Here is a 23155-nt window from a genome sequence, read left to right as displayed (position 1 = left end):
ACTGCGTCTTCTCTCGCGGGAGCGCACCGACATGCGCGGCAGCATGAGGGGGGCGCTGCTCCCGCGTTGTCTTCGCGGGAGCTCGCCCATGAGCATGCAGCCCTGGAGAGGACCGATACGAGAGTGCCCCTGCTCAGTGCATCGTCGGAGGCTGCTCCGACGCGGCCTCGGGGGCGAGCGGTGCCTCCAGTCTCCGCGCAATCCCGTGCTCCACCTGACGCAGCAGCGCCTCGCTGAACGCCAGCAGGTCCCCCGGGTTGCGCGAGGTGATGACGTTGCCGTCCTCCACCACCTCACGGTCCACCCAGCGCGCGCCCGCGTTGATGAGGTCCGTCTTCAACGACGGCCACGAGGTGAGCGTCCGCCCATCCGCGATGTCCGCCTCCACGAACATCCACGGCGCATGGCAGATGGCCGCCAGCGGCTTGTCCGCCCGGAAGAAGTCCCGCACGAAGCCCACCATGTCGATGTCCATGCGCAGGTGGTCCGGCGAATAACCGCCAGGAATCACCAGCGCGTCGAACTCCCGCGAGGACACGTTCCTCACGGCCTTCTCCGGCGTGATGACCTCCTCCCCCTTCTTCCCCTTCACCGGCTCGCCAGCCTCCAGGCCGATGATGACCGCCTCGTGCCCCGCCTGCTTCACGCGGTCATAGGGCACACGAAACTCCGCATCCTCGAAGTCGTCGGCGAGGATGAACGCGATGCGCGCCATAGGACGTCTCCTTGCTTCACCTGGGTGGGTTGTCCCGTGCGCTGAAGGTGCCCACGCGCCCCACCGCGAAAAAGGCGTGATCGCAGCCCCGGCCCGTCCGCCTGCCCGCCCTCCCCTCAGGGACCCTCTCACCCGATGAACCGTCCACCCCTCCGCCCCCGAGCACCCTCGGCGCTGGCGTGAGCGCTCACCGCCGGACATTAATCGCCCCATGCGCGTCCCTCGCCTGCTTGCCCCGAGCCTCGTCGTGCTCGCCCTGTCGGCCTCCGCCTGCCGCAAGAGCCAGTCCCAGGGCACCTCCAACTCCCAGGACTGCGTGCGCGTCGCCGACGACTGGGGCCCGGACGGCACCGTCCCCATCACCGTGGACGTCGTCGCCGAGGGACTCGAAGTCCCGTGGGGCATCGCCTGGCTGCCCGGCGGTGACGCGCTCGTCACCGAGCGCCCCGGCCGCATCCGCCTGCTCAAGGCCGGCGCCCTCCAACCCCAACCCGTGGCCACCGTGCGCATCACCCGCGCCGCGGAGGGCGGACTGCTCGGCATCGCCGCACACCCGGACTTCACCACGAACCGCCAGTTCTACGTCTACGTCACCACCGACGCCGGCGGACAGGACGAGAACCGCATCGAGCGGTGGACGCTCTCCGAGGACCACACCACCGCCACCTTCGACCGCGTCGTCTTCGGAAACATCCCCTCCGCCACGTACCACGACGGCGGACGCCTGCGCTTCGGCCCGGACGGCATGCTCTACGCGGGCACCGGCGACGCCCGCTCACCCGACCGCTCCCAGGATGTGAACGACCCCGCCGGCAAGCTCCTGCGCCTCACCCCCGACGGCCAGGTGCCCCAGGACAACCCCTTCCCCCACTCGCCTGCCTTCCTCACCGGCCTGCGCAACCTCCAGGGCTGGGACTGGAAGGATGCCACCACGCTGTACGTCACCGACCACGGCCCGAGCGGCGAGACGATGCGCCGAGGACATGACGAGGTCAGCCTCGCGCGCCCCGGCGGCAACCTGGGCTGGCCCGGCATCTACTCGTGCGAGGCGCACGAAGGCTGGGTGACGCCGTCGCTCACCTTCGCGGACGCCATGCCTCCCGGCGGCGCCGCGCTCTACACCGGCACCGCCATCCCCGAGTGGACGGGCTCGCTGCTCATCGGAACGTTGGGCTCAAAGCACCTGCACCGGGTGGAGTTCGACCAGGGCAACCCCGCCCGGGTGGCCCGGCACGAGGTGTACCTGCGCGACACGCATGGCCGGCTGAGGGAGGTGAGCATGGGGCCGGACGGCCACCTGTACGTCACCACCAGCAACTGCGACGGCCGAGGCGACTGCGGGCCTCGCAAGGACCTCATCCTGCGCTTGCGGCGTTGACGCACGGGGGCCTTACGGGCGCTCGCGCGTTCTGGAAGACTGCGCGCCGTGCACTTGGAGATGCCCCTCGTCATTGGATTGATGGTGGCAGCCATCGTCCTGGCCATCGCGGCCAAACGGGCGAACATGCCCTACAACGTGGCGCTCGTGGTGGGAGGGCTGCTCATCTCGGTGGGCAACCTGCTCCCCGGCGTGCCGCCCCTCAACCCGGAGGTGGTGTTCCTCGTCTGCCTCCCGGCGCTGCTCTTCGAGGGAGGCATCACCGCGGACCTCAATGGCATCCGCGCCAATGCCCTGCCCATCCTCATCCTGTCCACGTTGGGCATGGTGCTGGCCATCGGCGCCACGGGCTCGCTCCTGCACGTGCTGGTGGACCTGCCCATCTGGCCCGCGCTGCTGCTGGGCGCGCTGCTCGCCGTGACGGACACCGTCTCCATCCTCTACGCGTTCCGCCGCGCGCCGGTGCCCTCGCGGCTGTCGGGCATCATCCAAGGGGAGAGCCTCTTCAACGACGGCACCGCGCTGGTGGCCTACGCGGCCATCGCCAGCGTGGTGGCGGGAGCGGCGGCGCCGTCCATCCCCATGCTCGCCGCGCGCGTGCTGCTGGCCTCCGCGGGCGGCGCGGTGGTGGGGCTGGCGGTGGGCATGCTCGGCGGCTTCGTCATCCGTCGCACCGAGGACCCGCTCGCCGAAATCATGGTGACGACGGCCGTGGCGCTCGCGTCGTTCGTGGTCGCCGAGCAGCTCCACCTGTCGGGCGCCATCGCCGCCGTCGTCGCGGGGCTCGCCGTGGGTGTCAGCCTGCGCAGGGAGGCGTCGCCGCAGAGCCAGGTGGCCATCCACTCCTTCTGGGAGTACGCCACCTTCGGGGTGAACACCTTCCTGTTCCTCGCGGTGGGGCTCACCACGAAGCCGCAGACGCTGCGCGACTACGTGCCGGAGACGCTCATCGCGGTGGGCTGTGTGCTCGCCGGGCGCGCGGTGGCCATCTACCTGCCCTTCTTGCTGCTCAAGCTCGCGCGTCCGGCGGAGGCGGTGCCGCCCCGGTGGCAGCACGTCTTCATCGTGGGGAACATCAAGGGCGCGCTCTCCATCGGGCTCGCGCTGGGTCTGCCGGCGACGACGCCGGGGCGCGAGAAGCTGGTGGCCATCGCGTTCGGCGTGACGCTGGTGTCGCTCGTGGGACAGGGCATGGCGCTCACGCGCGCGTTGAAGTGGTTGGGCTTGTTCCAGCAGGACGAGGTGGCGCTGTCCATGTCCGAGCAGCGCGGCCGGCTCATCGCCAGCCGGGCGGCGCATCAGGAGCTGGCGACGCTGCACGAGCAGGGGCTGGTGCCCCGGGCGGCGTATGAGCACCTGCGCAGCGAGTACCAGGTGAGCATCGCGCGCGCGGAGCGGGAGCTGCGCCGGCTCAACGAGCACCATCTGGCGCAGGGCGCGAAGGACCTCATCGCCATGCGGCGGCGGCTCATCGACGCGGAGCGCACGGCGTTGCAGAACGCGCGCAGGAGCGGGCTCATCCCCGAGACGACGGCGGAGCACATGCTGGCGCAGCTGGATGAGCGCACGTTGAACCTGGAGAAGATGCTGCACGGCGCGCACGGCGAGGAGCCGACGGCGGAGCACGGGAGGAAGGCGTCGTGAAAATCATCATCGCGGGAGGGGGCCGGGTGGGCAGCGTGCTGGCGGCGCGGCTGGTGGCCGAGCAGCACACGGTGACGGTCATCGAGCGGGACGCGGGCATCTGCGCGCGCCTGTTCGACGAGGTGGGCGTGGTGGCCGTGTGCGGGGACGCGACGAGTCCCCAGGTGCTGGAGGCGGCGGGCATCTCCTCGGCGGACGTGGCCGCGGGGGTGCTGGCGCGAGACCCGGAGAACCTGGCGTTCGCCATGCTGGTGCGCAGCATGTCGCCGGCGCGCATCATGGTGCGCATGCTGGACACCAGCTATCGCGAGGCGTACCGGCTCGCGGGCGTGAAGGAGCTGGTGGCCGAGGCCGAGGTGGTGGTCGCGAAGATGACCACGGCCATCGACTTCCCGCAGGTGGCGGGCTCGCTGCCGCTGGGTGACGGCGACACGGTGCTGTTCGAGCTGGAGCTGCCCTTGCGCGCGCGGGTGGCGGGGCAGACGGTGGCGCAGGTGCGGGCGATGGAGGGCTTCCCGCGCGAGTGCGTGTTCATCGGCATGGTGGACCCGCAGGGGCGGGCGACGCTGCCGGACGGGAGCACCGTGCTGCGCGCGGGGCACACCATCATCCTCGTGGCGCGGCGGGCGCACCTGGCGGACGCGGTGACGTTCCTCACGGCGGAGCCGGTGGGCACCACGGGCGCGGCGGCGCTGGCGGCCACGCTGCGCAAGGTGGACTTCCTGGCGCCGTTGAATCCGGAGGAGCTGGAGACGGTGGCGCGCGGCGCGGAGCACCTCCAGCGGCCGGCGGGCACGGAGCTGTTCCGCCAGGGTGACGCGGGCGAGAGCTTCTACGTGGTGCTCTCCGGCGAGGTGCAGCTCAAGGACACGGGTGGACAGGCCGTGGCCCTGGTGAAGCCCGGGGGGTTCTTCGGTGAGCTGGCGTTGCTGACGGGCGAGCCGCGCACGGCCACGGCGGTGACGGCGACGGCGTGCGAGCTGGCCGCGGTGGGCCGCGAGGACTTCCGCAGCGTCGTCATGGCCAACCCCGGCGTGGCGCTGGAGATGAGCCGCATCCTGGGCGAGCGGCTGTCACGGGCCCAGGGTGGCAAGGCGCACAAGCGGTGGGGGCTCTTCGGACGGTAAGGGCTCGGACCTGAGCGCGAGGCGATGGCGCTGAACCGTCGGCATCGCGAGGCTCGCGTCTCCGGGCGGCACGGGCACCGCGCATGAATCGAGGACCGGAGCGGACGAGGCACTGCGATGCCCCGCCCCCTCGGACAGCGTCTTCTCTGCTCGCGCACGATGCGCTCACCCAGCGCGAGCGCACGAATCGAGGACCGGAGCGGACGGGGCACCGATGCGCCCCGTCGCTCGGACACCTCAGCCCGCGTTGAGCGTCTTCAACAACCGCTCGGCCTGCTCGCGCACCACGCCTTCGCCCAGCGCGAGCGCCTTCTGCGCGTGGTGGATGCACGCCTGACGGTCCGTCAGGAACGTGGCCACCGCCATGTTCAGGTGCGTGGTCGCATCCTCGGGATGCGCCGCCAGCGCGCGCTCCAGCAGGGGCTTCGCGACGGCGTGCTGGTCGTCCTGCATCAGCAGCAACGCCAGGTCATTCACGGGCCCCAGCTCCGTGGGGACCAGCGCCACCGCCTCCTCCATCCGTCGGCGCATCTCCGCGCGCTCACCCAGCGCGCCATGCATCTGCGCCAGCGCCTGGAGCGTCTGCCAGCTTCGCGGCGCCAGCCGCAGCGCCTCCTCGAAGAGCGCCTTCGCCTCCGGGAACTGCGCCGCGCTCATCATCGCGAGGCCGTGCATGTAGACGTAGTTGACGTGCGACGGGTCGAACTGGCGCAGCTCCTGCGCGGTGCGCTTCGCCCCCTCGGGGCTGCCCCCGGACAGGTACAGCTTGAACAAATCCTCCAGCACCGCGCGCCGCAGCCCGCCCTGCGCCTTCTCCAGCGCCTGCGTGCCCGCCTGGATGCCCAGCCCCAGCGAGCCCTGCGCCGCGTGCGCGCGCGACAGCATCAGCAGCGGCATCGCCTCCTGCGGCGCGGCCTCGGACGCCTTCTGGAAGTGCGTCACCGCCGCGCCCGCCTGCCCCTGCGCCAGGCCAATGCGGCCCAGCTCGAAGTGCACGTGCGCGCTGCCCGGCGCCACCTGGAGCGCGGACTCGTACGCGGCCTTCGCGCCCTCCAGATCCCCCCGGTCCAGCAGCAGCCCGCCCAGGTTGAAGCGCTCGAAGTAGCCCGCCGTCGGCGCCGAGGCCAACGCCTTGAGCGCCTCCAGCGCCTCGGCGCTCCCCGCCTGCGCCCGCAGCATGGCCAGGTGCGCCTGGCCCTCCGCGTGGTCCGGCTTCACCTTCAACAGCCGCAGCGCCGCCGTCTCCGCGTCCGCCGCCGCGCCCGTGCTCAGGTACGTCCGGACGAGCCCCAGCAGGCACTCCACGTCGTCCGGGTCGATGGCGAGCCCCTTCTGGAAACTCTTCACCGCCTCCTGCGGCTGCCCCACCTGGAGCAGCCGTCCGCCTTCCCGAGCATGCGTCGATGACATGCGCCGGGTTTATCACGGCGCTGGCGCCCCGACACCCCGAGGCCCCCCGCCCTGCGCTGGGAGAGCGGGTCGTGACACTCAGCGACGCAGGGCCGCCGCCGCGATGCCCGGCACCTTGAGCCACGAGGGCGATTTCTCGAACTGGACCAGCCGCTGTCCCAGCTCACCCACCCCACGGTGCCCCGGCACCCACGGAGGCGCCGGCAGGTTCGTCAGCGGCGCGCGGAGGACCGACTTCTCCACCCCCTCCAGCATCAACGTGTTGTGCACCCAGCCCAGCCCGCTCTGGATGTCTCGCGGCGTCGAGGACGGATGCCCGCCCCACGGCAGCGACACCAGCGCGTACGCCGCCGCGGGCCACGTGTTCACCGCCACCGTGCCGTAGCGCAGCTCGCGCACCGCCTTCTCCACCGCGCGGCAGACCTCCGCGTCCTTCAGAGAGCCCGGATGCACGATGAGCGTGGCGTTCAGCGTGCCCCACACCTTCTCGTTCAGGAACGCCACCGCGCGCGCCAGGAAGGCCACCGGGTCGTCCGTCCCCTCCAGCCCCGTCTCCGACAACACCGTGCACCACGGCTCCTGGCGGAAGACGCGGTCCTGCGTCTGGAGCGGGTCCACGTCGGCAATCAGCGCGTAGGGCAGCTCCCCCTCCGCGGCCCGGCCCACCTGGCGCAGGTGCGCGCGGCCTTCGGTGAACTGACGCCAGCGCTGGTCCGCGCCCGGGTAGTACGCGCGCCGCACGGCCGCCCTGCCCAGGCTCGCCTCCACCGCGTCGACCACGCGCGAGCGCGCGCTCCACGACTTCGGCTGCACCAGCAGCTTCGCCGAGTTGCAGTTGAAGGACGCGTTGTTGGCCACCATGCCGGCGATGTTGTCCGCCTGGAAGCGCAGCTCGCCGTCCGAGTACGGCCCCGGCACCACCACCACCGGGGAGATGTTGCCCAGCTCGCTGGTGAAGGGCTTCTTCAGGAGCGGCTCGTTCCGGGCCCGCCGCGCGTCCGACTCGGGCCCCGGCGGTCCCCACACCAGCGCGTCATGCGTCTTGTCGCTGCCGGTGATGTGGACCTCGTCCACCGCGGGATGTGACACCAGCGCCGCGCCCTCCGCCGCTCCGCCGTACACCACCGCGAAGAAGCCCCGGCGCACCAGCGGGGCGAACGCCTGCTCCAGGAAGGGCCCCAGGTAGGCGTTCACCGGGTTCATCTTGAGCACGCAGGCGGTGCCCTCGACGAACAGCTTGTAGAGACAGTCCGCCGGGGGGATGGAGTTGACGTTGCCCGCGCCCAACACCGCGCACAGCCGGCCGCCGTGCGGCTCCCGGTAGAACGCGGCCTGGTGCTCGCGCAGGTTGGCGGCGGTGACGCCGGGCTGGAAGTGGACCTCGCCCTCGTTGCGCGGCAGCAACATCCCCTCCAGCGAGTCCATGGGGAAGATGCGCGCCGCGAGCCTCCCGTCCTCGAGCGTGCGCAGGCGGGAGGCGGGGATGCGGGGGACCCCGTGGTGCTGGATGTCCCGGAGCGAGGCGGCCAACAGGCGCAGGTTGCGCACCACCACCATGGGGCCCGACAGCCACTCCTCACCGGCCAGCGGACTGTCGGGTTTGATGCCCTTCGCCTCGCACGCCGCGCGCACGCTCGGCTCCGCGATGGCGACATAGCCCCGCCCCAGCTCCTCCAGGAGGGAGATTCGCTCCGGCAGCGTGAGCTTCACCCAGGAGAGCGAGCCCGACTTCACGCGCTGGATGGCGGACTCGAGCGCTCCGGCGGGGGTTCCCTGCGGACTTGCGGCGAGACTCATCGGACGGGGCCTCCTGTGAGAGGGCGGGTGGCTCCTCTCACGGTAGAGGAGCGCTCATCCCCGCGTCCCAGGTGCCCGCCGGCAACCGTCATCAGGTGGGCAGCGGCTGGCCCAGGCCCTTCTTCAGGGCCTCGTCGATGAGGGACTGGACCTTGCGCTCGGCCTCGCGTCGCAGGGCTTCGGCCTTCTCGCTGACCTTCTCCTGTTCGCGACCGAGCGCTTCCTGACGCTCGCCGAGCTTCTCCTGCTCGCGGCCGAGCGCCTCCTGCTCACGGCTCAACGCTTCCTGCTGCTCGTCGAGCGCGTCGATCTGCTTGTCCAGCTCCCCCTCCTGCTTGTCGAGCTCCGCCTGGCGGCGCTCCCGCTCGGCCTCGGGCAGGGCGTCCGCGCGGTTCGACTCGAAGCGCAGCCCGGCGCGCTTGTGGGCCAGCTCCGCGTGCCGCAGGCCGAGCTCGCTCTGCTTGATGCCCAGCGCGCCCTGCTTCATGCCGAGCGCGCCCTGCTCGCGGCCCAGCGCGCCCTGGCGCTCGCCGACCTTGCCCTGCGCCTCGCCCGCGGTCCGCACGTCGTTGAGCGCCTCGCGCACCGTCTTCAGCGTGGCCGCGTCGCGGATGAGGAAGGTCTCGCCCTTGCGGCGGACGTAGAGCAGCTCGCCGCCCTTCTTGTCCTTGAACATCTTGGCGAGCTGCAGGTCCACCATGCTGCCGTTCATCGTCGCGCTGTCGCCGGACAGCAGCACGTAGCCGGAGTCGTCATCGAGCGGCTCGGGAGGACGCGGCGGCTTCGGCGCCGGGGGCCCACCCGCCATGGCCATCATCGGCGTCGGCGGCGTGGGAGGACGCGGCGCGCTCCCCATCATCGGCGTCGGAGGCGTCGGCGGCGTCACGCGCATCGAGGGCGTCAGCGGCGTCACGAGCGTCGGCGGCGTCACCGCAGCCGGGGCCGTGGGCGACACCGACGTTCGCGGAGCGGCGGGCGAGGCCGGCGTCGGCGCGGGCATCACGCCGGTGCGCGTCGTGCCCTGCTTCTGGGACGGCGAGGCCGGCGTCTCGGCGGCGGGCGCCGGAGAAGGCGCGGCGGCGGGCGCCGGTGCCTTCGACGTGTCCTGTCCTTCCGGCCGGGCGACGACCTGGAAGGGCACCAGGGCCACGAGGCCCAGCACGGACAGCGTCACCTTCAACCAGCGACGGGAATGGGAGGAACCGATGTCGACGTGCTCCAGCATGCTCAACCTCCTGTGCAACGCGTGAACGTGGTCCGAGGCGCCGAGCGCCGCGGCGCTTCCATGGGGACGGGCGACCCCGAAGGCGAGCAGCAGCTCGCCGTAATCCGCGGGCTCCGCGCCGGTGAGACGCAGGGCCTCCGCGTCACACGCCTCCTCGCGAGCCAGCGCGTATTCCTTCACCGCGCGCCGCGCGAGCGGATGGAAGAACAACAGCGCCTCCGTGAGCGCCGGCACCCAGCCGAGCCACAAGTCGCCGCGCTTCAGGTGCGCCACCTCGTGCGCCAGCGCCATGCGCAGCCCCGCCAGCGGCAGCCGTCGCACCGCCTTCGTCGGCAGCACCACCACGGGCTCCCACAACCCCGTGGCCAGCGGGCTCGTCACCTGGTCCGACACGAGCAACGCCGGCACGCGCCGCAGCCCCGCGCTGGCGGCCAGCTCGCGGACCTCCTCCTCCAGGTCCGGATGATTCAAGCACCGCGCATCCCGACGCAGCCGCGCCATCGTCACCCAGTTGCGAGCCTGCGCCCGCAGCCGCCACACCACGCCCCCGAGCCACGCCGCGAGCACCGCCCACAAGAGGAGCGCCTTCCCATGGGACGCCAGCACGCGCGTCCACCCCGCCACCTCGTCGCGAGGCGCGACCGGCGACACGACGAGCCCCTCCGACGCGACCTCGCGCTTCTCCACGTGCACCTCCCGCGTGCCCACCCCGCGGTACACCGGCGCCTCCACGTACGCCCCATGCACCACCGGCGTCGAGGGCTCGACCTGCGCCAGCGAGGCCACCGGCTCCGCCGACGCGCCGCCCAGGAACGAGAGCGACGCGGGCAACACCGGCAGCGACAGCGGATGAGGCCCCACCAGCGACACCACGAACTTGAGCGTCACCAGCCACCACAGCCCCGCGCGCACCGCGGCCGGCATCCGCGTCCACAGCCGCGTCAGCGCCCACACCAGCCCCGCGCACAGCGCGCCCTGCCACGAAGCGCGCCACAGTCCCTCCGGCCATGACGACAGCCACGCGGCCACATCCACGAGCCATTCCGTTCGCATGGGCTAGTCCTTCTTCTTCTTCTTCGAGCGAAGCCGAGCCACCACGTCCTGCAGCTGCGCCAGCTCCGCGTCGGAGACATCCTCCGCCTCCGACAGATACGCGGCGAACGGCGACAGCGAGCCGGACAACGTCCTCTGCACGAAGTCGTCCACCACGCCCCGCAGCAGCTCCCCCTCCGGCACCGGCGAGGCGTACTGGAACACGCCGTCCACCTTGCGCCGCGTGAGGTACCCCTTCTGCCGCAGCCGCTCCATCACCGTCAGGATGGTGGAGCGCGCCAGGCCCTGCGCCTCGCCGAAGCGCTCCGCCACCTCGCCCACCGTGGCCGGCCCATGCTCGGCCACGTACCGCAGCACCGACAGCTCCTGCTCACCCACCGGCTTCTTCATGGCGCATCCCGTGACGACAACTGTAGTCACGAAGAAGGTACGCGTGACTACAAACGTAGTCAAGCGCGAGGCTCCAGGGGAGCGGCGCCCTTTCGCGGGCCCGGAGCGCGTCCCATGTTTGAAACAGCGCCCTCCCAGGTCCGGGACGGGAGCAGGCGGCATGGGCACGGAAGGTGGAGCGCATGGCGAAGGGCGACATGCGACGATGGCAGGCGGGCCCGGGTGCCCAGGCCGCCTCGCGCCCCGTGACGCCCCACGAGCGGCTGCTCCAGGTGGGCCGCGACCTGCGCGCCGCGCTCGTCGTCGACGCCCAGGGAGGCGTCATCTGGATGGACCCGGTGCTCGCGCTGGCGGCCGGCTGGGAGGGCGGTGGAGAGCAGGGCCGCTCCTGCCGCGAGGTCCTCGCGCGCATGCCCTGGCTCTTCACCGCCGTGCGGGCCGCGCTGGCGGGCGAGCAAGGGCTGGGTGAGGGCAGCGGGCAGGGACAGCGTCTCTTCGCCGTGGTGCTCCCCGTGTACGGGGACGACGGCTCGCTCGTGGGCGCATGCGCCCGGCTCCAGCCGCGCCAGGCCCCGCGAACAGCGCACGCCGCCCCGAGCGCGGAGCACGTGCGCGAGCACTACGAGAGCCTCATCGACAGCATCGACGGCATCGTGTGGGAGGCGGACGCGGAGTTCCGCTTCACCTTCGTCAGCAACCAGGCGGAGCGGCTGCTGGGGCTGCAAGCGCGGCGCTGGGTGAGCGAGCCCGACTTCTGGGCGCGCCATGTCCATCCGGAGGATTGGAGCCGCGTCATGGCCACCTGCCTGGGCGCGCTGCGCCAGGGGCGCACCCACGAGCTGGAGTTCCGCATGATGACCGACAGCGACCAGGCCGTGTGGATGCGGACGCAGGTCACCGCCACCGCGGAGGAGGGCCAGCCGGTGAGGCTGCGCGGGTTGCTGGTGGATGTCACCGAGCAGCGCCGCGCGCGCGAGCGCCTGGAGCACACCCACTCCGTGCTGCGCGCGACGTTCGACTCCATCGCGGACGGCGTCATCGTGGTGGACGCGGAGCGGCGCATCATCGCCTTCAACAAGCGCTTCCAGGACATGTGGGACCTGAGCGACGCGCTGCTGCGCCCGCGCATCGCGGAGGCGGCCCTCCGCCACGCCGCGCCCCAGACGATGGACCCGGAGGCGTTCCTCACCAGCATCCAGGAGCAGTACATCCCCTCCGACGCCGTCCACGTGGACGTCATCGAGATGAAGGACGGCCGCGTGCTGGAGGGCACGTCGCTGCCACAGCGGATGGGCGACGCCGTCATCGGCCGGGTGTGGAGCTACCGGGACGTGACGCAGGAGCGCCGCGCGAAGGTGGAGCGGGAGCGGCTGCTGGTCGCGGAGCAGAACGCGCGCGAGCGGACCGAGGAGTCCTTCGCGCTGCTCGACACCTTCCTCGACCACGCGCCCGTGGGGCTCGCGTTCATCGGCCGGGACCTGCGCTACCTGCGCATCAACACCGCGCTCGCGTCACTGCACGGCCACTCGCGCGAGTGGGAGCTGGGGCGGACCGTGTGGGAGGCCAACCCGCTCATGGCGCCGCACTTCGCGCCGCTGATGCTCCAGGTGATGGAGACGGGCATCCCCATGAGCGACATGGAGATGTCCGGCAACGTGCCCGCGACGCCGGAGGAATTGCGCCACTGGCGCGTCAGCTACTACCCGGTGAGCACGCCCAGCGCGGGCATCGTCGGCCTGGGCGCCGTCGTCGTGGAGGTGACCGAGGAGCACCGCGCCCGACAGGAGCGCGAGCGGCTGCTCAAGGAGGCCCAGGAGGCCATCCGCGTCCGCGACGACTTCCTGTCCATCGCCGCCCACGAGCTGAAGACGCCGCTGACGCCGCTCAAGCTGCACCTGCAGATGATGAAGCAGCAGGCCACCCAGGGCCACGCCCCCAAGCCCCACCACGTGGACAAGGCGCTCTCCCAGGTGTCGCGCCTGTCGCTGCTCATCCACGACCTGCTGGACGCCACCCGCATCGAGGCGGGACGGCTGGAGCTGCACCGGGGCGCCGTGGAGCTCCAGACGCTCATCGACGAGGTGCTCGCGGAGACACGCCCGCTCACGGGACAGCACACCCTGGAGCGCGTGGTCCCGCCCGAGCCGCTCGTCGTGCTGGGGGACCGCGGGCGGCTCGCGCAGGTGCTGTCGAACCTGCTGGAGAACGCCTTCAAGTACAGCCCCACCGGGGGCTGCGTGCGGCTGAAGCTGGAGCGCGACGGGAGCTGCGCCCACGTGTCCGTGCGCGACTCCGGCATCGGCATCCCCGAGGACCAGCGCGAGCACCTGTTCCAGCGCTTCTTCCGCGCGCGCAACGCGCCCATCTCCGGCTTCGGCGGGCTGGGCCTGGGGCTCTACATCTGCCGCGACATCATCGAGCGCCACGGCGGCCACATCTGGGTGGACACCCGCGTGGGCCACGGCTCCACCTTCCACTTCACCCTGCCCCTGGCCCCCTGAGGCGCGCGCCTTCAGCGCTGGAAGTCCACGCCCACGCCCGCGCCCACCGTCACGCCGCGCACCAGCACGTTGTCCGCCTGCGGGAAGTGCACCGTGCCGCCGGAGCCCCAGGCGTACAGGTGGTTCACCAGGCGCTGACGCACCTCCGCGCTCACCGAGTAGCGCGGCCGGTCTCCCAGCGCCGTCAGCACCGCGCGGCCCAGCACGCGGGTGCGCCCGCCGGGCAGCTCGAAGCCCGCGGACACGTCCAGGTCCGTGCGGCCGAAGCCGTGATACTGCGCGGCCACGCTGCCCAGCAGCAGCGTGGTGTCCGCGCTGCCCTTGGCGATGGAGGCCTCCAGGTAGCCGGAGAAGCCCGTGGGCAGCTCCTCGTCCGCGATGGGCTGCTCCGCCAGGCCCGTGCCGGAGAAGCGCCCCAGCTCGTAGTCCGGGCCGAACATGCCGAAGCGGAAGCGCCCGCCCTGACGGCGGCCCTGCACCGTCACGCTCAGCTGCGTGCCGCTGGCCAGCTGCCCCTCGAAGGCCACGCCCAACAGGCCGCCCACCGCCGGAGAGTGCGACTCGGCGAAGCGCGCGCCGCCGCCCAGGAGCGCCCACGCGCGCAGCCGCTCGCCCTTGTACAGCGCGATGTCGCCGCCCAGCGAGGTGAGCGTCATGTTGGGGGACTCGCCGCCGGCCTTGCCCGCGTCGTGCGCGGCGGACAGGCGGAGCAGGTAGCGGTCGAAGCGGTTCGCGTCGTCGCTGGCCGCGCGGCCCAGGTCCAACATCACCTCCGCGGCGAAGATGCGCGCGGCGAGCACGTCGCTCGCGATGACCTCCGCGCGCACCGGCCCCTTCACCACCGTCAGCGAGCCGCCGGCCGGGTGGTAGTCGGGCGACAGCACGTTGCTGTAGCGGCCCATCAGGTAGCCCCGGCCCAGCGACTCCTCGACGAAGGGCTCCACGCGCAGGAAGAACGGCCGGCCCTCCTGGCCGATGCGCAGCATGCGCACCACCTGCCCCATGTCGCTCAGCTCATCCCAGTCCTCGCGGCGCAGGCGCGCGCCGTAGTCCCCGTCCGCCTGCTTCGGCTCCTCGTCCACCATGCGCATCCGGAGGTTCGCCCCCAGCCGCAGCACGAAGGAGTCTCCCTTCGTCAGCCCCAGCGACGGGTAGACGCGGATGAACAGGTCCTGCCCGCCCCCCGGTGTGCCGGACGGCAGGCTCAGCCCGCCCACCTCCAGCTGCCCGCCGAAGCCGAAGCCGTCACCGCCCTTGCGGCTGCCCGGGGGCGCGGGCTCGTCCAGGCGCGCCTTGGACACGGGCGTCTGCTGGCCGGAGGAGATGGAGCTCTCATCCGAGGGCCCCTCCTCGGAGATGGTGGAGCTCTGGTGGGTAACGAGGGCGAACAGGACGAGGAGGGGGGCGCCAGTCATCGTCTCCCGAGTCTACCCGGCCCCGCCCTCCGGCGAAGCGCCCGGCCGCCGCCCGGGTGTGGGTGACACTGCCGAGCCTCGGCACACCCACCCGACGGGTGACACCCCGGGAGTGACGGGTGCGTCACCCTCCGCCGTACTGGCCGCCCCCCTCGGAGTCCGCGTCCGCGGGGAGGATGGCCCGGTGGGGCCGCTCCTCGGCCGCGCCCACCAGCCAGCGCGACAGCAGGCGGATGCCGGAGGCGAACAGCCCGTCCTCGCCGCCGCGCAGCGCCTCGAAGAGGGACTCGTCCAGCACGGAGTCCTCCGGGTCGATGACCAGGTCCTCGGGCTCCAGCGACTTGAGCAGCGGGCTCTGGTCGAACACCGTCTCCATGGGGTGCGGGCGCAGCCGGTGCAGCCCCGCGCTCGCCACCGCGTCCAGCCAGTCCACCAGCCCCGCGTCCGCGCGCATCAGCGGCGCCAGCGTCTCCGCGCCGGACAGCCCCGCGTGCTCGGCCATCAACGACACCCGCACGCGGCGGATGGCGCGCGACACCGCGTCGCCGTCGGCCTCCGCCTCCCAGCTCAGGTTCAGCTCCGAGTCCAACCCCAGGCTGCGGTTGGTGGTGTTGGCCGAGCCCAGCGTGAGGAAGCGGTCGTCCACCACCATCACCTTCGAGTGGATGTAGGTATAGACGTCCTCGCCCGTCTGCTCGTCGCGCGCCGCCGAGCAGTACACGCGGAAGGTGTTGCCCGTCTCGCGCGCCACCCGCTCCAGCGCGCGCAGCAGCCGCACCTGGGCGATGCCCATGGCCAGTTGCTCGCGCAGCGCCTCGGGCTGCTTGGGCAACACCAGCACCACCTGGATGGGTGGACGCCCGGACTCGCGGAAGCGGCGCACCAGCGCCTGGAAGATGGCGCGGGAGGAGAAGTACTGGTTCTCGATGTAGATGAACCGGTCGGCCGCCTCGATGGCGTCCAGGAACAGCGCGCGCACCTCCTGCACGGCCTCCTGGGGCGGCAGCAGCGTCTTGCCGAACGTGCGGCTGATGGCCACCGGCCCCGGCGGCGCCGGCACGCTCGAGCTGAACGTCACGTCGTCGCGCGCCACCGTCGGCAGGTGCAGCTCGCCGCCGCCCGAGTGCGCCCATCTCGCCTCGAACAGCTCCGTCAGCCGGCCCACCACCGGTCCGGTGAACACGGCCTGCACGTCGTGGTAGGGCCCATGCGGGTCCCTGCCGCTGTCGCAGCGCAGCGACGAGCTCAGCCGGTGGTCGCGGTCGTCCCAACGACAATCACAGACATCCATGCCGCCGCTGAAGGCCTGCACGCCGTCGATGACCACCAGCTTCTGGTGGTGCGCGCCATACAAGGGACTGGACGGGTCGAAGCGGAAGCGCACGCGCTCGTTCGTCGTCCAGTTGAACAGCAGGTGCTGCATCCACTCGCGCTCCATCGCGAGCAGCAGGCTGAAGTCCCACGCGAGGATGTACACGTGCAGTTCGGGGTTGGCCCGACACAGCGCGTCCAGCATGGGCAGCAGGCGGACCTCGCCGCCGCGCGCCTCCTCCAGGTCCTCGCCTCTCAGGAGCGACACGTCGCTGTCGAACTGCCAGCCCGTCATCGCGATGTAGCGCCGGGCCTTCTTCGCGGCCCGGTACAGCTCACGGTAGTAGGCGCGTCCATCCACGAGAACGCCCGCGTCGCTCGTTTCCTCCACCGTCCAGCAGTTGCGTCCGGGAATGATGATGCGCTTCACACACCCAACCCCCTCGCCGCCCTCCCCTGGCGCCACGCGCTCGTGGCGCCCTCACCGCCAAGGCCCCGGCCCTCAGCCCACGAAGACGATGTGCTTGCCGGTGGCCAGCACCATGTCCTGCGAGGACATCACCTGCTTCACCTTCTTCACCTCGCCGCCCACCGTGTCGAACGCGGCCGCGATGAGGTCCCCCAGCGTCACCTGCACCTTGCGAGCGCTCTTGCCAGCCCCCGACACCGCACGGGCCGTCGTCGCCTTGACCTGCCGAGCCTTCCGGATGACCGCTCCACGCCGCTGAGTCTTCGCCATGGTTCTTCTCCAAGGATGAGGGTTACCGCGTAATCCCGCCGCCACCGCCGCCGCCCGACTGCCCCCTGCCCTTGAGCAACCCACGTGCCGAGCCGCCTCCCCCTGTCCTCTCGCGGGTTTGCGGCACTCGCCCCCGCCCGGAGGGCTGGAAGGACTGCCATTTTTTCAGTCCGTGCGGCGATCTCCGCACCCAATGTTCCCAGCCCCGCATGGGCACACCCACCCCCACGTCCCACGCCACACATGACTGTCTGGAATCAGACACGAGACAGTGAGACATGGGTCAGCCCCGCCCCAATCCAAAACATCCACAGCAACGGAAAAGTTTGAACATATCAGTCAATTTGAAAATACCCGCGAAACCCGGTTCAATGCGTGGCATCGAATCGCGAGGTCAGCCACGTATGGAATTGAAGACCCCCTCCGTCCATCCCACCCCTCCGGCCTTCGCGTCCTACCAGGGCATCGAGGTCATCGGTCAGTCCATCCTCGCCATCGTCAACGGGATGGAGCTGGCCCAGGCGCGGGCGCTGCGCATCCTCGCGGAGAATGGCATCACCCCGCTGGAGGCCAAGACCTGGTACCCGATGTCCGCGCTGCTGAAGTCCTTCAGCCTGGTGTTCGACAAGATTGGCCCCAGCACGGTGCGAACGATTGGCCGGAAGATTCCGGACAGCGCGCACTTCCCGCCGGACATCGACACGCTGGAGAAGGGGCTGCGCGGCGTGAACATGGCCTACGGCATGAACCACCGCGGCAAGGGCAACATCGGCGGCTACCACTTCGAGCCCGTGGACAAGCGCAACGCGAGGATGCGCTGCGACAATCCCTACCCGTGCGACCTGGACTACGGCCTCCTGGAGGCAATCACCGACAAATTCCGCCCCAAGGATTCTCTTTGGGTGCGTATTGAACATGACCCCAAGAGTTGCCGTCGCCGGGGAGATGGGGCCTGTACGTACAACATCAGTTGGTAGCGCACACCGCTGGCCTCCAAGCCCACACATCTCCCCTGCGTGGGCCTGGGCGCTTCGACAAGACACTCCGCCAGGGCCGAGCGGAGTCCAAGCATCCGCATCTGGGAGGGACATCCATGAAGGCCGTGCTCCAACACATCGCGGTGTGCGAGGAGCGGTTCGCCTCACACCCCTTCTTCTCGGACCTGAAGCAGGACCGCCCGATTGAGCAGGTGATGGCGTTCGCGCCGCGCCTGACGTTCTGGGTGATGACGTTCCAGGACGTGCTGCGCCTCAACGCGCACTTCATCCAGGACGCTCATCTCAAGATGCTCGCCACGCGCCACCACGCGGAGGAGGGCGGCCATGACCAGTGGTTCGAGGACGACATCGCCCAGCTCACCGGGGGCTCGCTGAGCATCGGCGCGCTCTACGGCAAGGCGCACGCGAAGACGCGCGACGCCGCCTACGCCATCATCAGCGAGGTGTACCGGCCGGTGGACGACCGGCTGCGCATCGTCCTCTTGTGGGCGCTGGAGTCCACCAGCCACGTGTTCTTCAGCCGCACCGCCATCGTCAGCGCGGCGCAGGGCGCCGATGAGCGGCTCAAGTACTTCTCCGACCACCACATGCAGGCCGAGGCGCAGCACGCCATGTTCGAGCAGGAGCTGGCGGCGGAGCTGGAGGCCATGGTGCTGGAGCCCGAGGTGCGCCGCGATGCCCTGGCCATGGTGGACCGCGTCTACCGCGCGTTCGACACCATGTTCGACGGGCTGCGCATCCACCTGGAGCACGAGCGCGCCGACCAGGCCGAGCCCCGCCAGGCGACGGTGGCCCCGGCGCCCTCGCGCGTCGAGGAGCCCTTCGAGGTGGACGAGACGGACTTCAGCGACGTGGCGCTCGCGGTGGACCGGGCCGCCTGAAGTCCCGAGAAGACCTTGGCCGGCCAAAGCGTGACGCGGCCGGCCCGGGGTTACTTCGAGGGCGGGGAGAGCACCAGGATGAGCTCTCCGCCCACGTGCTTGCCGGCCTTCTGGTAGACGGCGCCCTGACGGCCCAGCTCCACGTCCAGCGTGGGCTGGCGGGGGATGGCCACGCGCACGGTGGCGGTGCCGTCCTTCATGCCCACCAGTTGCAGCGACGCGTTGCTGCCGTTGGGCAGCTTCACCTCGGTGGACTGCTTCGCGGTGACGTCCAGCGTGTCGTTGGACAGCCGCTTGAAGGAGGTGAAGTTGAAGTTCTGCTTCTGGAACTGCTCCTTCATCTTCGCCAGCTCCGGAGGGTCCACCTCCGTGCCCTTCTTGGAGGCGAGCACCACCTCCACCTGGACGCGGACCTTCTGCTCCTCCTGGGCCTGGCTCACCAGCGGCATGAGCACGCCCAGGCCCAGCACGGCCAGCAACACCCGGCCGGACGACATGTGTCTCATCACAGGGGACCTCCCGAGGGCCGCTCCACTTCCGACTTCGGCTTGCCCAGGGGTTTTACTCCCTTGCCGCCACGAAGGCCGCCCCCAATGTCCTCGCCCTGCTCCTCATCCTCCTGGGACGGGTCGTCCTGCGTCTCCTCGTCGACCAGCCAGATGATGGTGCCACCATTGTCCGTCTCCATCACCACGGGCGCCACGCGCGCGTCCTGGTAGGGCTGGATGGACTTCACCGTCATGCGCTCGGCGCCGTAGCCCACCGGGGCCCTGTCGCTGAGCAGCAGCGGCAGGCCCACCGCCACCAGCACCGCCGCGGTGGCCAGCGAGGAGACCATCGCCGTGCGCTGGTAGAGGAACATCTCCGACAGGGCCAGCTTGAGCCGCTCCAACAGGGGCGGCTTCTCCGGCGTCACCCGCGCCATGACCTTCTGGGCGAAGTCCTTGAAGTCGACGTCGTCCACCGCCATGTCCAGACCGACCCGGAGCAGGCCCGACTCGGCGCGCAGGTCCGCCGCGCGCCCGGTGCAGTCTCGGCAGGCGGTGAGATGCCGCTCCACGTTCACCCGCTCCGCGGGCGTCAGCTCTCCGTCGACGTACGGAGAGAGCATGGGGACGAAACGCTCACATGCGGGATTTCCGGCCATAACCTTCACCCTGCTCGGTGGTGGAAGCTGCGAATGCTGTGGCTGTGACGCCGGGTCCCCTCAGATATTCGAGGGCCCTTCATTCGTTCCCCACGCCGCTCTTCGCTTCGTCCAACTCCAGGTATTCACTCAGGATTTTCTGGACCTTGGCCCGGGCATGGAACAGCCGGCTCATCACGGTGCCCTTGGGAATATCGAGCGTGCGGGCCAGGTCCTCGTAGGACATGCCTTCGATCTCCCGGAGCAGCAGGATGGCGCGGTGCTTCTCCGGCACCGTGCTCAGGGCCTCCTGAATCTTCTCCGCCAGCTCCCGCCTCAGCGCGCTCTTCTGGGGGTTGGTGCCCAGGCGGCTGCCCAAAGCGCCGATGCGCGCCTCGGACAGGTCCATGGCCTGGCTCTCGTCGAACTCCACCGCCTCGCCTCCACCGCCGCGCTTTCGCAGCACGTCGATGCAGATGTTCACGGTGATGCGGTAGAGCCACGTGTAGAAGGACGAGTCGCCCTTGAAGTGGTCCAGGTACTTGTAGACCTTGACGAACGCCTCCTGGGAGACGTCCATCGCCTCCTCCTTGTCCTTGAGCATGCCGAGCGCGACTGCGTACACCTTGCGCTGGTAACGCTCGACGAGGAGCTTGAAGGCGCGTTGGTCGCCGCTCCGGACGCGCTTGACGAGTGTGAGGTCGTCGGTTGCCAATGGGTGCGGCAACGTACCACAAGCCGGCGGGGGCCGAGACTTTTCGCACGCGGACCGGAAGAGTCCCCCTCGCCCGCCCTAGAGGCTGACGAGCGCCAGCACGACGAGCGCGATTCCCACCAGGGCCAGCACCGCCCCGAAGGCCACCCGGTCCCACTGCCCCTGCGCCACCGAGCCGTCCTCGGCGTCGTCACGGAAGCGGTGCAGCACGTTCCAGAGCATCATCGCGCCCAGCTTCTTGTTCGTCGTGCGGCGCGGGAGGCCCTCGTCGTCCGGCTCGCCCTCGTCCCGCTCCTGGGACTCCGCCGGCCGCATCGCGATGGGCGCGGGCGCGCCTCGCAGCGAGTCCGGGCCCCGGGCCTGGGCCGCGAGCCCCGGGTCGACGGTCCCCTCGGCGCGCACCGCGGCCTCCGAGTGGCGGACCTCCGGGGGCGGCTCCAGCCGGACGCTGGCCACGCGCTCGCGGGCCTCGTCGGGCGTGCGGGCCTCCAGCACCCACAGCCCCTGCGTCACGCCGTCCTTCCCCGTGTTCGCGTCGCGCAGCTCCGCGAAGCCGTGGCCCTCCAGCGACTCCCGGAAGGCCTCCTGGCCCTCCTTCTGGGGCGGCTGGGCGGCGGCCGTCTCCGCGTACGCGGCGAAGAAGGCCCACAGCCGGGTGGCGCGCTCGGAGCCGGACATGCCCGAGGGCTGCAGGTGCGCGGACAGGAGCGCCGCGTCCGAGCCGAAGCGCACGCCCAGCTCCTGCTTGCCCACCAGCTTCTCCAGTCCAGGGGGCACCAGCTCCGCCACCTTGCGCAGCGGGGCGCGCTCCTGGCCCCCCAGCGTCGGCTGGCCCGTGGTGGGCACCTGGCTCTTGAAGCCGTCCTTGTTGCCCCCCGGGAGGCCGCCGCGCTCCGGCGCCTTGGGGCCCACGCGGGGGATGGGGCCCGCCGGCGACTTGAGGATGTGCTGGGCCAGCCGGGCGAAGGCAGAGGGGACGCGCGAGGAAGAAGACATGGCGGGTTCCTCATCGGCCGTGGAGTGGGACGGCGGCTGCTCGAGAGGGTCGGAGCCTAGCGCGGGTCGCTCCGGAGGACCGTTCCGGGGGTTGAACGAAGTGTCCGCCACCGACGCGCGCGGCGGGCGGCCAGGCTCGGTGCCGTGCGCCACGCCGTCCCCAGGGAGCACAGGCAGGCCGGCGGGCGGTGTCCCCGAGCCCGGGCGCCCACCTCCCCTGCCCGAGCGGGGGCCCTCGCGAGGCGCCCGGATGTCTCCGACGTGGCCCATCTCCCGGATTCTCGCGCCAGGAGCGGGGCGGGTTGCGCCCGGGGGCTACTCGCCCTCGCGCTCGACCTCGATGGGCGTCGTCATGCCATTGGAGTCCAGGCGCACGCGGTAGACGGAGTTGAGCCCGTCCGCGTCGAAGTCGCCGCGCGCCAGGCACGACACCTCCGGCTCGCCCACGGGGCTCTCCTGCAGCACCACCTCGTACTGGAAGCGCACGCCGTCCTGGGGCTCGAAGCCCAGCCGGTGGAAGGCCTCGTCCTCCGGGAAGGGCACCGCGCGGCCGCCCCGGGGCACCTCCCGCGGCGTGGGCCCGGCGAGCTGGTAGTTGCCGTGCTCGTCGCGGTAGGCCTGCACCGCGTCACACAAAGCCAGCACGTTGAGGCGCGCCTCGCGGTCCGTCAGCGGCTCGGCGGGCGCGGGCGACAGCCGGTACGCGAACACGAAGGCGGCCCCGGTCGCGAGCACGAGCCCGACGACGGCGAAGGGCCACTTCCTGCCCATACCGCTCGGTGCGGGTGTCTTCGCCATGGCGCTCAGCCCTCCTTCGTCCACGCGGCCCAGTCGCGCGGGCTGCGCAGCACGTCCACCAGCCGGGCCTCCCAGGTGCCGGGCTCCGGGTGGAAGTCGTAGCGCCAGCGCGTCTGGGGCGGCAGGGACATGAGGATGGACTCGGTGCGCCCGCGCGTCTCCAGGCCGAAGACGGTGCCCCGGTCGTACACGAGGTTGAACTCCACGTACCGGCCGCGCCGCACCTCCTGCCAGACGCGCTGCTCGGGGGTGTAGGGCGTGTCCTTGCGCTTCTGGGCGATGGGCAGGTACGCGTCCACGAAGGCCCGGCCGCAGTCGCGCACGAAGTCGAACTCGCGCTCCAGCTCGCCCCCCATGTTCTCGAAGAAGACGCCGCCCACGCCGCGCGTCTCGTCGCGGTGGCGCAGGAAGAAGTACTGGTCGCACGCCGCCTTGAAGCGCGGGTAGTAGGCGGCGTCGTGCTTGTCGCACGCGGCCTTGTGCACGCGGTGGAAGTGCGCCGCGTCCTCTTCGTAGAGGTAGTACGGCGTCAGGTCCGCGCCGCCGCCGAACCACGCCTTGCCGCCCTGGTGGATGAAGCGGTAGTTGGCGTGCACGGTGGGCACGTGGGGGTTGCGCGGGTGGAGCACCAGGGAGATGCCGCCGGCCCAGAAGCTGCGCCCCTCGCCCTGGAGCTTCTTGGCGAACTGGTCCTCCAGCTCGCCGAAGACCACCGAGGTGTTGACGCCCGCCTTCTCCAGCACGGCGCCGTCCTCCAGCACGCGGGTGCGCCCGCCGCCGCCGCCGGGGCGCTGCCACGGGTCCTCGCGGAAGCGGGCCGAGCCATCCAGCGTCTCCAGCGCCTGACAGATTTCGTCCTGCAGGGACTGGGTGAAGGCGGCCATCCGCTCCTTGAGACTCTCCACGTCCACCTTCGTCATGCTCGGCTCCCGGCGA

20 protein-coding genes are annotated in these 23155 nt (G+C 71.2%); 6 read left to right on the top strand and 14 right to left on the bottom strand.

Annotation, left to right across the window (positions count from 1 at the left end):
* Positions 1-133 precede the first annotated feature (133 nt).
* Positions 134-715 (bottom strand): type 1 glutamine amidotransferase domain-containing protein, encoded by a 582-nt coding sequence (locus tag VZQ01_RS24285; RefSeq protein WP_426744764.1) that lies wholly within the window; start codon positions 713-715, stop codon positions 134-136.
* Positions 716-926: 211 nt separating this feature from the next.
* Here VZQ01_RS24285 and VZQ01_RS24280 point away from each other — a divergent pair, with 211 nt between their 5' ends.
* From VZQ01_RS24280 to VZQ01_RS24270, 3 genes are read left to right on the top strand one after another with little or no spacing between them, the layout of a single operon-like run.
* Entirely contained in the window at positions 927-2093 is a 1167-nt protein-coding gene (locus VZQ01_RS24280) for a PQQ-dependent sugar dehydrogenase (RefSeq protein WP_426744762.1), read from the top strand.
* A gap of 48 nt (positions 2094-2141) precedes the next feature.
* Positions 2142-3737, top strand: coding sequence for a cation:proton antiporter (locus VZQ01_RS24275; RefSeq protein WP_223749706.1), 1596 nt, complete (start codon positions 2142-2144; stop codon positions 3735-3737).
* Positions 3734-4864: an NAD-binding protein gene (locus VZQ01_RS24270; protein ID WP_223749705.1), complete on the top strand. Its 1131-nt coding sequence runs from the start codon at positions 3734-3736 to the stop codon at positions 4862-4864. The genes VZQ01_RS24275 and VZQ01_RS24270 overlap by 4 nt, the downstream gene beginning before the upstream one ends.
* Positions 4865-5101: 237 nt before the next feature.
* On the opposite strand, the gene VZQ01_RS24265 is transcribed toward VZQ01_RS24270, so the two are convergent.
* From VZQ01_RS24265 to VZQ01_RS24250, 4 genes are all read right to left on the bottom strand, one after another.
* Positions 5102-6274 (bottom strand): tetratricopeptide repeat protein, encoded by a 1173-nt coding sequence (locus VZQ01_RS24265; protein WP_141330287.1) that lies wholly within the window; start codon positions 6272-6274, stop codon positions 5102-5104.
* Positions 6275-6352: 78 nt separating this feature from the next.
* Positions 6353-8071 (bottom strand): aldehyde dehydrogenase family protein, encoded by a 1719-nt coding sequence (locus tag VZQ01_RS24260; protein WP_426744759.1) that lies wholly within the window; start codon positions 8069-8071, stop codon positions 6353-6355.
* A 91-nt stretch (positions 8072-8162) separates the two neighbouring features.
* Positions 8163-10349 (bottom strand): M56 family metallopeptidase, encoded by a 2187-nt coding sequence (locus VZQ01_RS24255; protein WP_426744757.1) that lies wholly within the window; start codon positions 10347-10349, stop codon positions 8163-8165.
* Positions 10350-10352: 3 nt separating this feature from the next.
* Positions 10353-10739: a BlaI/MecI/CopY family transcriptional regulator gene (locus tag VZQ01_RS24250; protein ID WP_426744755.1), complete on the bottom strand. Its 387-nt coding sequence runs from the start codon at positions 10737-10739 to the stop codon at positions 10353-10355.
* Positions 10740-10936: 197 nt separating this feature from the next.
* Between VZQ01_RS24250 and VZQ01_RS24245 the strand changes: the two genes are divergently transcribed.
* A complete protein-coding gene (locus tag VZQ01_RS24245) occupies positions 10937-13240 on the top strand; it encodes a PAS domain-containing sensor histidine kinase (RefSeq protein WP_426744753.1) in 2304 nt (767 codons plus the stop codon).
* 11 nt (positions 13241-13251) lie between these two features.
* Here the strand turns inward: VZQ01_RS24245 and VZQ01_RS24240 are convergent, their stop codons facing one another.
* The 3 genes from VZQ01_RS24240 to VZQ01_RS24230 all read right to left on the bottom strand — a co-directional run bounded on the left by VZQ01_RS24240 (position 13252) and on the right by VZQ01_RS24230 (position 16705).
* Positions 13252-14655: a hypothetical protein gene (locus tag VZQ01_RS24240; RefSeq protein ID WP_223749701.1), complete on the bottom strand. Its 1404-nt coding sequence runs from the start codon at positions 14653-14655 to the stop codon at positions 13252-13254.
* A 124-nt stretch (positions 14656-14779) separates the two neighbouring features.
* Entirely contained in the window at positions 14780-16396 is a 1617-nt protein-coding gene (locus VZQ01_RS24235; protein ID WP_223749700.1) for a phospholipase D-like domain-containing protein, read from the bottom strand.
* Positions 16397-16468: 72 nt separating this feature from the next.
* A complete protein-coding gene (locus VZQ01_RS24230; protein ID WP_046716565.1) occupies positions 16469-16705 on the bottom strand; it encodes a hypothetical protein in 237 nt (78 codons plus the stop codon).
* A 404-nt stretch (positions 16706-17109) separates the two neighbouring features.
* On the opposite strand from VZQ01_RS24230, the gene VZQ01_RS24225 reads away from it, so the two are divergent.
* Positions 17110-17682 (top strand): hypothetical protein, encoded by a 573-nt coding sequence (locus tag VZQ01_RS24225; RefSeq protein WP_223749699.1) that lies wholly within the window; start codon positions 17110-17112, stop codon positions 17680-17682.
* A gap of 116 nt (positions 17683-17798) precedes the next feature.
* Positions 17799-18584 (top strand): hypothetical protein, encoded by a 786-nt coding sequence (locus VZQ01_RS24220; RefSeq protein ID WP_223749698.1) that lies wholly within the window; start codon positions 17799-17801, stop codon positions 18582-18584.
* 50 nt (positions 18585-18634) lie between these two features.
* Here VZQ01_RS24220 and VZQ01_RS24215 read toward each other — a convergent pair whose 3' ends face one another.
* The 6 genes from VZQ01_RS24215 to hemF all read right to left on the bottom strand — a co-directional run bounded on the left by VZQ01_RS24215 (position 18635) and on the right by hemF (position 23139).
* On the bottom strand, positions 18635-19093 hold the full coding sequence (locus VZQ01_RS24215; protein ID WP_420715346.1) for a hypothetical protein: 459 nt from the start codon (positions 19091-19093) through the stop codon (positions 18635-18637).
* Entirely contained in the window at positions 19090-19731 is a 642-nt protein-coding gene (locus tag VZQ01_RS24210) for an anti-sigma factor family protein (protein ID WP_046716569.1), read from the bottom strand. The genes VZQ01_RS24215 and VZQ01_RS24210 overlap by 4 nt, the downstream gene beginning before the upstream one ends.
* Before the next feature lie 79 nt (positions 19732-19810).
* Positions 19811-20425 carry an RNA polymerase sigma factor gene (locus VZQ01_RS24205; RefSeq protein WP_141330510.1) on the bottom strand — a complete coding sequence of 205 codons (615 nt, stop codon included), beginning with the start codon at positions 20423-20425 and terminating at the stop codon, positions 19811-19813.
* Between the two features lie 78 nt (positions 20426-20503).
* Positions 20504-21421 carry an Immediate early protein ICP0 gene (locus VZQ01_RS24200; protein ID WP_426744751.1) on the bottom strand — a complete coding sequence of 306 codons (918 nt, stop codon included), beginning with the start codon at positions 21419-21421 and terminating at the stop codon, positions 20504-20506.
* Positions 21422-21736: 315 nt separating this feature from the next.
* Positions 21737-22219, bottom strand: a complete 483-nt coding sequence (locus VZQ01_RS24195; protein WP_223749695.1) for a hypothetical protein — start codon at positions 22217-22219, stop codon at positions 21737-21739.
* A gap of 5 nt (positions 22220-22224) precedes the next feature.
* Positions 22225-23139: an oxygen-dependent coproporphyrinogen oxidase gene (gene hemF / locus VZQ01_RS24190; protein WP_141330512.1), complete on the bottom strand. Its 915-nt coding sequence runs from the start codon at positions 23137-23139 to the stop codon at positions 22225-22227.
* Between the last annotated feature and the right edge of the window lie 16 nt (positions 23140-23155).

Source organism: Myxococcus faecalis, assembly GCF_050039385.1.
GTDB classification, from domain to species: domain Bacteria; phylum Myxococcota; class Myxococcia; order Myxococcales; family Myxococcaceae; genus Myxococcus; species Myxococcus fulvus.
The sequence above is the reverse complement of the archived record's forward strand: the minus strand, read 5'-3'. Positions and strand labels throughout refer to the sequence as shown.